This is a genomic window from Pectobacterium fontis, from assembly GCF_000803215.1.
Classification (GTDB): Bacteria; Pseudomonadota; Gammaproteobacteria; order Enterobacterales; family Enterobacteriaceae; genus Pectobacterium; species Pectobacterium fontis.
In genome coordinates, this window is sequence record NZ_JSXC01000074.1 from 1 (window position 1) to 11,121 (window position 11,121).

General features: G+C 41.9%; 7 protein-coding genes. 6 read left to right on the forward strand and 1 reads right to left on the reverse strand.

All coding sequences use genetic code 11. The features are described from left to right. Positions 1 to 131: 131 nt before the first annotated feature. From OI69_RS18460 to OI69_RS18470, 3 genes are read left to right on the forward strand one after another with little or no spacing between them, the layout of a single operon-like run. Positions 132 to 3,812, forward strand: coding sequence for a glycosyltransferase (locus OI69_RS18460; RefSeq protein WP_052198410.1), 3,681 nt, complete (start codon positions 132 to 134; stop codon positions 3,810 to 3,812). A 19-nt stretch (positions 3,813 to 3,831) separates the two neighbouring features. After that, positions 3,832 to 4,650 carry a glycosyltransferase family 2 protein gene (locus tag OI69_RS18465; RefSeq protein ID WP_039354027.1) on the forward strand — a complete coding sequence of 273 codons (819 nt, stop codon included), beginning with the start codon at positions 3,832 to 3,834 and terminating at the stop codon, positions 4,648 to 4,650. Between the two features lie 38 nt (positions 4,651 to 4,688). Further along, positions 4,689 to 6,143 (forward strand): class I SAM-dependent methyltransferase, encoded by a 1,455-nt coding sequence (locus OI69_RS18470; protein ID WP_039354030.1) that lies wholly within the window; start codon positions 4,689 to 4,691, stop codon positions 6,141 to 6,143. Between the two features lie 143 nt (positions 6,144 to 6,286). On the opposite strand, the gene OI69_RS18475 is transcribed toward OI69_RS18470, so the two are convergent. Further along, on the reverse strand, positions 6,287 to 7,327 hold the full coding sequence (locus tag OI69_RS18475; protein WP_235319737.1) for a glycosyltransferase: 1,041 nt from the start codon (positions 7,325 to 7,327) through the stop codon (positions 6,287 to 6,289). A 796-nt stretch (positions 7,328 to 8,123) separates the two neighbouring features. On the opposite strand from OI69_RS18475, the gene OI69_RS18480 reads away from it, so the two are divergent. The 3 genes from OI69_RS18480 (at position 8,124) to phoH (ending at position 10,870) form a co-directional block, all read left to right on the forward strand. Then, positions 8,124 to 8,846: an RNA polymerase sigma factor FliA gene (locus tag OI69_RS18480; protein WP_039354037.1), complete on the forward strand. Its 723-nt coding sequence runs from the start codon at positions 8,124 to 8,126 to the stop codon at positions 8,844 to 8,846. A gap of 189 nt (positions 8,847 to 9,035) precedes the next feature. After that, positions 9,036 to 9,551 carry a flagella biosynthesis regulatory protein FliZ gene (gene fliZ / locus OI69_RS18485; protein ID WP_039354041.1) on the forward strand — a complete coding sequence of 172 codons (516 nt, stop codon included), beginning with the start codon at positions 9,036 to 9,038 and terminating at the stop codon, positions 9,549 to 9,551. Between the two features lie 530 nt (positions 9,552 to 10,081). After that, a complete protein-coding gene (gene phoH / locus OI69_RS18490; protein WP_015840764.1) occupies positions 10,082 to 10,870 on the forward strand; it encodes a phosphate starvation-inducible protein PhoH in 789 nt (262 codons plus the stop codon). The last annotated feature ends 251 nt before the right edge of the window (positions 10,871 to 11,121 follow it).

The following is an 11,121-nucleotide window of genomic DNA, read 5'->3' on the forward strand; positions in this document are numbered from 1 at the left end:
CTATGCGGGTGGTTATGATTCCGCAAGTTAGTACGTAGTTTGTCGTTTTATTGGACGGTTAAGACGGTACTTTTTTAGTAAAGTAATCCCACTTCGCCGTGCGATCCTCCTTTAGTTAAGGTTTCTGAACTATGCCATGCGTTTTTATCAGTACTCATCAGCTCTCCGATTATCAGGATGAGGCTTTTGCCACTGCGGATTTGATTGGGGGGTTCCTCGAACAGGGCTGGCGCGTTGAGGTGTTCTGCCATCGCTATGATGGTGTGATGAAAACATGGATAGAGCAACAGTATGGCGACGGTGATTTGCTGATTACTGACGATGCCGAGTACGTATTTGACGGTGAATACGATCTGCTCTGGTTACAATACTCTGTTATCAATAATAGCCTGCTTGCCCGTATGCTAAATGGCGAACTTATCACGCGCATAATTTTTGACCATGTGGCGTTACAAAATAGAGAAAGTTCCCCTGCTGATGTGCGCTCAGAAAACCAATTAGCTGACGCAGCTCTGATTAGTGTCCCGCGCTTGAAACAATATCTGCTTGAAGCGGGCGTTGAATCGCAAAAAATAAGTGTTTTCCCTCAGCCGTTATCGGATAGCTTCTATGGCATCATTGAACGGTCATCTTCTTCGCTAAAAAAACTGCTGATTGTGACCGATACGTTAACGTCAGAGTTGCAGGCTTTACCAGCCAGACTAGCTGAATTGTCGATTGCCTGCGATCTTGTCAGCAAAAGGGAGTGGTTACAGCAGCCAACAGCTTGGGCTGATTATGATGTGGCCATCGCCTCAGGTCGTATTGCTCAATATATGCTGTGCGCAGGTATGCCTGTTTATTTGCATGACGATGGTAAGTTTCGAGGATATGTGAATTCTGACATCACTGAGAATAACGTATTTCGTGAAGAAACAACGGCGAGAGTATTATCGCTCGATGAATTGGTTGCGGAAATTGCTAACGATTATTCTATAGCCTCTCACTATGTGAAGCATCGTGCTTCTTTTTATCAGCAACACTGGCGCTGTTCAAACGCGCTAAATGCTTTACTGGAAACGTTGCCCGATCCGTCGCTAAAGATTATTAACGATCAAGAATTACAGCGTTGGGCATTGCACAACCAGACGCTATTAGATAAGACTAAACCGTCATATTCGGTTGCCGAGTGGCTGGATCAGCGTAGCCTCACACCTGCGCGTAGTACACTATTACAGGCTTATATTCATAATACGCCAGAGCTAGGTAATATTGCTATTGCGGTGCTGGATATTCAGGATAATACCGATAGCAATGCTGTTGCTACATCGCTTGCCAGCATTCGTGGGCAAATCGTTATGCCGAGTGAGTGCTATGTCATCTCCCGCCACGCACAGGGTTGTGATGATAATGTGGTATGGTTGACGGAGAATAACAGTAGGTTTGAAGCATTAAATCAGGTTGTCAGCCAATCAATGGCCTCTTTTCTACTTGTCTTGACGGCAGGTGATCGATTATTACCACAGACGCTATTATTACTCGCAGAATATCGTTTGCGCTTTCCTGCTGCGCGTGCTTTTTATTTTGATGAGGCTGAATTCGCCGCCGGTGAAGCGAAGAATCCTATACTAAAACCAGCATGTAATATTGATATGCTACGCAGCTATCCTTATATAGGGCGTAATTTAGCTTTGGATATGGCGGCATTACATCAATTAGGTGGAATCGCTGCTGATTATAGCTATTTTGGTCTGCTGGATTGTATTTACCGATTCATTGAGCAAGAAGGCCCCCAATCCGTCGCACGCATTCCCGAGGTGCTAGTGTATGCACAGCAGACTCTGTCCGATTGGTCGGCCAGTGAGATGACTCGCTGCTATTATCCTCAGGTACTGGCCCTCCATTTGGCGCGATGCCATGTGAATGCAGAGATTCATGCTACGGACAAAGCCGGCTTGTGGCGCGTGGGTTATCGGCATGATACGCAACCGCTCGTTTCCATCATTATTCCTACCAGAGATCATCTGGTTTTGATTAGCCGCTGTATTGAAACGTTGATGGAAAATACACGCTATCCTCGCTATGAATTATTGATTATCGATCATCAGTCCACTGAGCCAGGGGCAAAACAATATTTATCGCAGCTCTCTACGATGGGTTTTTCTCAGATTCGGGTGTTGACGTGGGAAGGGGAGTTTAATTTCTCTGCGATCAATAACTTTGCTGCTGAAGAAGCGCGTGGGGATGTCTTGCTGTTTTTAAATAATGATACCGAAATCATAGACGGCGAATGGCTCGACGCGATGTTACAGCATGTGTTGCGACCCGAGGTCGGGATAGTTGGCGCGAAACTGGAGTATCAGGATGGGAGAATTCAGCACGGCGGAATGGTTCTGGGCCTGAGTGATAGTGCAGGTATCGTATTTCAGGGACATGCCGCAGATGCTTCCGGCTATATGAATCGGCTATTGGTAACGCATAACGTCAGTGCAGTGAGTGCCTCCTGTATGATGATGCGTCGTGAAGTGTTCATATCGCTGGGAGGGTTTGACGCTGAAAGTTTTCCTACCTATTTTGGTGACGTCGATTTAGGAGTGAAGGCCGGTCAGCAAGGATATCTTGTCGTGTGGACCCCTGAAGCGCGCGTGATGCACTTAGGTGGCGCATCCCGATTGCTGCAACGGCACTTTCATCTTCCACCATTACCCCAGCGCAGGGACGTCGAAGCGCTTTATCAGTATTGGTTGCCGCAGTTAGCTGATGATCCCAGCTATCATCCCTCTTATGGAAAGCATGCGCCTGGTTTTTCTCTGACGCCGAAAATGGCACGTTGCCAATTACCCCTGCCTGGGCGGCCATTGCCAGTGGTATTAGCGAATCATGTTGATTGGCACGGTTGCGGGCACTATCGGGTGATGTTCCCATTTCAGGCGTTATCACGGGAAATGCATATTGAAGGGGGGATAACGCATGGTATGGCAGATCTGGTTGATGTGGTTCATCAGGCGCCGGATGTGATTATCGCTCAGTTGTCCTATGGTCCCCAAATGGCTGAGGTTACACAGCGTTATCATCGCTATACTAATGCGAAGGTCGTCGCCGAATTTGATGACTATGTACTAAATATTCCTATTAACAGTGGAAATCGTAAAAATTTCTCGCAGGAACGTATAAAAAATTTCCGCCGGGCGATGGAATCTGTTGACTGGCTGGTGGTTTCTACACCGGCGCTTGCTGAGGCCTATTCTCGCTATCATCATGACATTCGTGTCGCTTATAATCGCTTACCTGCTGAGTGGTGGAAAGGGCTAACTAGTTTGCGCCGCCAAGGTAAAAAACTACGTGTAGGTTGGGCTGGAGGCAGCAGTCATAGAGGCGATCTGGCTATTTTACGTTCTGTCGTGAAGGCCCTGGAGGATGAAGTTGAGTGGGTATTTATGGGAATGAAGCCAGAGGGGGTGAAATGTGAATTTCATGCCGGTGTACCTATTGAGTATTACCCACAAAAGACGGCGAGCTTGAATCTTGATCTGGCCCTAGTGCCGCTGGAGCATAATCAGTTTAACGAGTGCAAGAGTAACTTGCGTTTATTGGAACTCGGAGCATGTGGTATTCCGGTTATTTGTACCGATATTGAGCCATATCGCTGTGGTTTACCGGTTACGCGAGTTGGTAATCGTTTTAAAGATTGGATGGATGCGATCCGTATGCATTTGGCGGATATGGACGCGACAGAAAAAATGGGTGACCAATTACGTGAGGCTGTATACCAGGACTGGATATTAGAAGGTCAGGGGCTAAGTGATTGGCAGCGGGCTTGGTTGCCTAAATAAAAAATTTTTGAGGTGAACTATGATTGGAAATAAAAAAGTTGGAGTAGGGATTGCAACTTATAACCGACCGGAGGGTTTGTTAAAATTATATAATTCACTACCTTTTGATGTTATTGATGAAATTATCATTGTCAATGATGGTGATCGTCAACTTCATTTTGATGAAATACCTCACTTAGTTATTAATAATGAAACAAACCTTGGTGTGGGGAAAACTAAAAACATTGCTCTTCGGTATCTTCTTTCAAAAAAATGTGAGCATTTCTTCCTATTGGAAGATGACATTTATATTAAAGATCCTGCTGTTTTTGAACGTTACATTTCTGTATCAAAAGCAACAGGGTTGCAACATTTAAATTTCAGTCAACACGGTAATGGGAATAAAGATGAAAATAAAAAGCCAAGACCTAACTTGACAGTAAGTTATGACGAATTTGAACTGCCATTATATGGTTTTTGTGTCGGTGCTTTTTCTTACTATACCAAGCGTTGTTTAGATAAAATTGGTCTGATGGATGAAAATTATTTTAATGCATTAGAGCATGTTGATCATACAATAATGGTATATAAAGCGGGTATGCATACATCGTTTGGCTACTGTCCTGATATCCCGAACTCATGGGATTATATCGGTGATGATGAGTGGAGTGAGTCACAATCTACTATCCATCGTAGAGACAATTTTAATCAAATAGCGAGTGTGGCAATGCAATATTTTAGAGAGAAGCATGGGTGCTCGCCTATTGATTTTATGGAAAAAGATCAAAGAAAAGTTATTGCGATGTTGAAGGGAATTAAAGCAAAATATTCTCGGGTTAATGTTTTTTTTAAGCGGTAATTGATTTTTAAATATAAAGATTAATGTTGAGGGTAGGTATGGGGAAATACAATATCAATATTGTAATAATGCAAAATGTTGGGAGTATGAGCAGTCTGGGTTTTCTTGATGCAGCACTATTTTATAAGTATCAATTTGAAAAACTTGGTCGGTTTGTTACGTTGACTAAAAATAGATTGGTGTTTAATGCCGTTAATGTTATTTTTGGCGCAAATAATATTATTCCCTCTGATTGGAATAAATTTTGCTGCCTGTTTGTTAATCTTGAGCAGATGACAAATGGTGGGTTTAATGCAAGTGATGCATACAGGAACTTGATAAAAGAAGCTGAAATTATAGATTATAATATTTCTAATATTATTGAGTTAAAAAGTAAAGAACATATCCATTATGTGCCATTTGGGTATGCTCCTTATTTATCATGTGATGCTCAACCAATAGAAAATAGAGAGATTGATGTTCTTTTTATCGGCCTTATGAATGAAAAAAGAAAGAAAATCATTCAAATAATAGAATCTTCAGGTGTGTCTGTTAGCACATTCGATGGTCCTTTGTATGGGCCAGAAAAAGACTATTTTATAAGAAGGGCGAAATGTGTTTTTAATTGCCATTATTATGATTCTTCATTGTTTGAGGAGGTAAGAGCATTCACTGTCTTATCCTTGGGTACTCCTCTGGTTTCATTATTAGATGATGATGAAATTATTCCAGAACAATATAGAGAAAGTGTTGCTTTCATTAAAGAGGATGAGGTTGGTAGTTACTTCAGAGATATATTTAAGACACCTTGTTTTTACAAAAAAAGCTATGCTCAGCTTGATGCTTTTAAAACGGTGGATGTTTCTCAATATTATCATGAGATAGTAAAAAGAGGCGACTCCATCATGAGCATAAAAAAAGTAACTGGTATCTCTGACGGAATAAAAAAAATACATATTGGTTCGGGAAAAGACTATAAATCGGGATGGATTAATATTGATGTGTCAAAATACTCATCTCCAGATGTCATTCTTGACTTAAGTAAAGAACAACATTTTCCTGTGATGAGAAAATCACCATTTTATGGTGAGGTTATATTAAAAGAAAATTATTATGACTTCATATATGCGAATAGTGTTTTAGCGCATGTATCTGACCTTGTTACGATGATGACCAATTGCCTTGCTTTGTTAAGGACTGGTGGGGAATTTTTCATTGAGGTTCCTTATGAAAAATCTAACACTGCATGGCAAGATCCAACTCATGTGAGGGCAATGAACTCTAACTCATGGATATATTATACGGAGTGGTTCTGGTATGTTGGTTGGTTTGAATATAAGTTTCAAATATCAGACTCATGTTATCTCGATATAAATTTATCTCGCTGTGAGAAGCCTAACGCCGCATTTATGCGAGTTATCTTAGAGAAAGTCCCAACAACCTTTCAAGAAAAATGTTTGGCAAGAACAATGCAAGCTGACATCGGTGGGCTAGGTACGATATTTGATTACTGATTTTGCTACTTCTGCTCGACGTAAATGCCTAATGCTGAAATGGTGCGTTGGGAAAGAATATATATCTATCGATAAAAAGCTATATTGAATAATATAATTTCTTGATGGATATATTCTTTGTTAACATTCATGTTTGTTGATATTCAGAGAATACGGTTTAACCCATCTAGCGCTGGTTTATAATCTCCACATCGTTGATAATAGTCACATGCCTCTGGCTTCATACCAAAACACTCAAGTATTACGGCAATATTATAATTTGCTTTATACGTGTTAACGCCTTGCTTACGGCCTGGTCCCATTTTGGTACATAACTGAAATGCATTGATAGCATTTTGGAAGTCAGCATTATTCATGAGTATTAATGCTTTTAAAAAAATAAAGTCGGTAGAAGAACACAAATCTTCGTATTGTAAAATTTCTAATGATTTTTCATATTGTGCAGTATTAATCAAGCAATACCCGTAGCATTCAATCAACACTTCATTGTAATCTTCGCAAAGATTTTTTTGCAGACGCAAAGATGTCTCAAAACTGTGTGCCGCTTGTTCATAATCCTTCCCGAGGTAGTAACTTTTCCCCAACTGGTAATGCAGATAAGCATCATCACTTGTTTTATCAATGGCACTGAGGAGTAATCTAATATTGCGAGCTATCTTGTTTTTACTTTCTATGCTTTCTTTTGTATAACCGCTATGTGTGAATGATAGTGGCGTATCAAAACGTCCTTCTGGTGCCTTTTCCGTATTTTTCTCACAAATTTGCTCATGAATAATCCCGAAAAATTCATAATATTTTTTGTTGAAGAGACGACTTATACGCTCTTGAATTAAATTAGTCTCTTCAGTGCTTTCATCATTGATAATGCTAGCGATCTCGACAGTTCCAATTTGTGTTGGATGTGAATTCATAAGATCTGTAAGTACTGCCATATTAAAATTATTAATTACTTCATCGGCATCAATAACTAAGATCCAGTCATTTTTTGCGAATTGTAGAGAGTAATTTCTTGCGGCGGAAAAGTCTGATATCCACTCAAAGTCATAAACATTCTCAGTAAAATGTTTGGCGATGCTTTTTGTCTCGTCGGTCGAGCCAGTATCGATGATAACAATATCGTCAAAATACTTTACAATCTCTTTCAATGTGTTGCCCAAGTGCAAAGCTTCATTTTTCACGATCATGCAAACTGATATCATGGCACACCATATTTTAAAACGTAAGTTATAATGAGATAATATATCAATTTTTTAGCAATATCAATCTGGAATAGACTTATGGGTGCGTGTGACGAAAGAATCAATCATATAGGAAAGGAACAGTGTAACGGTGCGTTATCTAAATATAAAATCGTGCAAGTGTGTTGCTCCCTGTTGTTCCTCTAATCACTAAGGTTTAACGCTTCTTTATCATTTTTTCATTACATGATTTAATTCATAATATAATGGCTGAATATACTATCCATGTGTTTTTTAGCGTTAGAAGTAATTGATCGTATTGGTGATAAATGGCACTTTATATGATACCGATATCACCTTGTATCGATTATTTTCGTTTAAATGGTAATTTCAGTGAGGGCGTGCTGAAATTGGTTGTATGGCTAGTTGAACTACGACAGTTGACAAGCTTTTTGGGGTTTCTGCAAGACGGACTTTATTACTAATGAAACGTGGGCACACTTTATTATCAGCGATGACGGCGTTTGCCATGCCCCTGAGAGGGTGATTCTTTCTATAAATACCCTTTGCTCTGTGGGAGGCATTCGCTAAAATCATCTCACTCGGAAGTGTGGGATATCACGAATTATCACCTCATTACCCCAGTGGCCTGCCATTTTTGTTTCTCACCGCAGATTCTTTACAAAATCTTGCTATACATAGCAGGAATAACCCCCCTTTTTTGACGCTATTCAGACGATTGGCTACCCTACCTAAAAGCATAATAATGTCGATAACACTATCATCGTAGGTATTTGTCACTGTGAGCGATTTGTATACCGCCGAAGGCACAATGGATAAGAATTCCCTCTGGAAGCGCTATGTTCCACTAGTGCGCCATGAAGCCTTGCGTTTACAGGTTCGTCTCCCTGCGAGTGTTGAGCTTGACGATCTGCTACAAGCAGGTGGTATCGGTTTGCTCAGCGCCGTCGAACGCTATGATTCGTTGCAAGGTACGGCGTTTACTACCTATGCGGTTCAACGAATTCGCGGTTCAATGCTGGATGAATTACGTAGTCGTGATTGGGCTCCACGCAGCGTACGGCGTAATGCGCGGGAAGTGGCACAAGCAATGCAACAGGCTGAACAACAGCTCGGTCGTACTCCAACGGAACAGGAGGTTGCGCAGACCCTGAATATCACGCTTGAGGATTATCGTCAGATATTGCTGGACACGAACAACAGTCAGCTTTTCTCTTACGATGAATGGCGTGAAGAACATGGTGACAGCGCAGAGGCGTTGCTGGAAGGCAATGAAGATGCCAATCCATTGCATCAATTAATGGAAGGTAACTTGCGTCATCGTGTCATGGATGCGATTGAGAGCCTGCCAGAGCGAGAGAAACTGGTATTGACGCTTTACTATCAGGAAGAGTTGAACCTGAAAGAGATCGGTGCCGTTCTTGATGTTGGAGAGTCGCGAGTCAGTCAGTTGCATAGCCAGGCGATAAAGCGCCTGCGCGTGAAATTAATGAACGATGTTTAATTGCGCTGCGTAGGAATATTGTTATCAACATATATCTTCAGCCGCTGAAGTTGCAGGATAAAGATCACTACTGAATATTGATGAGCGTCTTGCATCGATGTTTAATTGATTGATATTGCCTGTTTTGCTGCACCAGGATATCTGGCGTACGCTTCGCATTGAAGTTATGTATTGTCATGGAATGGATTCATGCACCCATCAATTCGGAAGAAACAGCTTCTCAGCCGTTATCTGAAAGACTTCAAACACCGACAGACCAACTGTTCCCAGTGTGATAAAGAACTTGACCGTGTTTCACTGGTATTTCGTGGCCAACTTATCAATAAAAAATCGATTGGTAGCATCGACAGGCTTATCGATGACGACATATGGTCTGGTCTGCAACAAGAATTAATCCCACTTTGCCGCTTTTGTAGCGAAATATTATGCAATACCAATGCTAGCTATTTTGATATTAAAGCCTTCACACAATATCTGATCGCGCAAACTGAAGTCCGGCATAGCACGATGCGTGAGTATGTGATTCGTCTGCGGCGGTTGGATGAACTGCTGGCTGAGAATAACTATCCCGCAGAAACTTTCTCTGGGCATCGCGATGGGGTGCAACAGCAGATATGTGATTACCTTCCCAACATTGAGCAAAATATTTACCGCAGCGCCTTACGAAAATACGATCAATATTTGGACTGGCAGCGACATTTCTGACGCGAAGAATGCGTCATTCTCAGGCTAATTTTGCCAAACCATGGGATACCGACTATACGTAAATGTTATGACAGTGTAAAAATGCTTGCATTGCATGGGGAAGTTATTGCACTGTCATACTACTGAAATCATTCGGCACTAATTTTTAGGTAATAGGTAGCAGTAGTTCTACGATGCGATCAATCATTATTCGGTGGAATAGTCGTTGTCACAGTGAGGAACGCGAATGGTAATGTCCTTTTTTGGACTTTGTTGTCGATATCAAGCTCCTATGCTGCTGACTCGCCGATGCGAGGGATTTTCCTTCCACTTTTTTTTAACGCTGAACTATTTTCGTGTTATCCAAATCCTCCCTTCATTTTCTCTTTCTATCCATGAACATTCTGTCTATTTTTCATTCGGTTCGTGGATGACCTATGTGTATTCTCTGTCTGCTATTGGCTTAATAAGGAAGCCTAACCTCGTTAGTGAGTTAAACGTCACGCGCTGTAGAGCAGTGCGGTAAGTGAAACAAACTGTAAGGTGCCACTATGGGAAGACAAAAAGCAGTGATCAAAGCTCGTCGTGAAGCCAAACGCGTTATTCGTCGTGAGTCGCGTAGCCATCGTCAGCGTGAGGAAGAGTCGGTCACTTCTCTGGTACAGATGGGCGGGATTGAAGCCATCGGGATGGCGCGTGAGAATCGTGATAATTCCGTTATTCAAGCTCGTACGGCTGCCCAGGAACATTACTTGTCTGCGATAGAAAACAAACAGTTGATTTTTGCCACAGGTGAAGCTGGCTGCGGTAAAACATATCTGAGCGCTGCGAAAGCAGCGGAGGCACTAATCCACAAAGAGGTTGAGCGCATTATTGTTACGCGGCCCGTATTGCAGGCTGACGAAGATCTTGGCTTTTTACCTGGAGATATTGCGGAGAAATTTGCGCCTTATTTCCGCCCAGTTTACGACATATTATTGCGTCGACTGGGGGCTTCTTTTATGCAGTACTGCTTGCGGCCGGAAATTGCCAAAGTCGAAATTGCGCCTTTTGCGTATATGCGTGGGCGAACGTTTGAAAATGCGGTTGTGATCCTGGATGAAGCGCAAAACGTGACGGTGAACCAAATGAAAATGTTCCTGACGCGTTTAGGTGAGAATGTCACAGTTATCGTCAATGGTGATGTGACGCAGTGCGACTTGCCTGCCGGAGTGAAATCTGGCTTGCGCGATGCATTAGAGCGCTTTGTTGAGGATGACATGATTGGCGTGGTCTCTTTCGGCAAGGAAGATTGCGTGCGTTCGGCATTGTGCCAACGTACGCTCCATGCTTATGGCTGATGTTTGCGTGGCACGGGAATGAAAATTCCTGTGCCATTCTCTGGAAGATTTGAAATTGCCTGGTGATTACATGAGGGAAAATAAATGGCTAGTTTTGTTAAGAAGTTCTTTGGCAGTAAAAAGAAAGATGCTAGCGATAGCGGAGTGGCATTATCGGAAAATAGGTGGTAAATCCAAATAAATTAAAGGATTATAGTCTGAATAACGTGGGTTCATTAACATCAGCTTCAGGTGTATTAGCTCAGACTTGA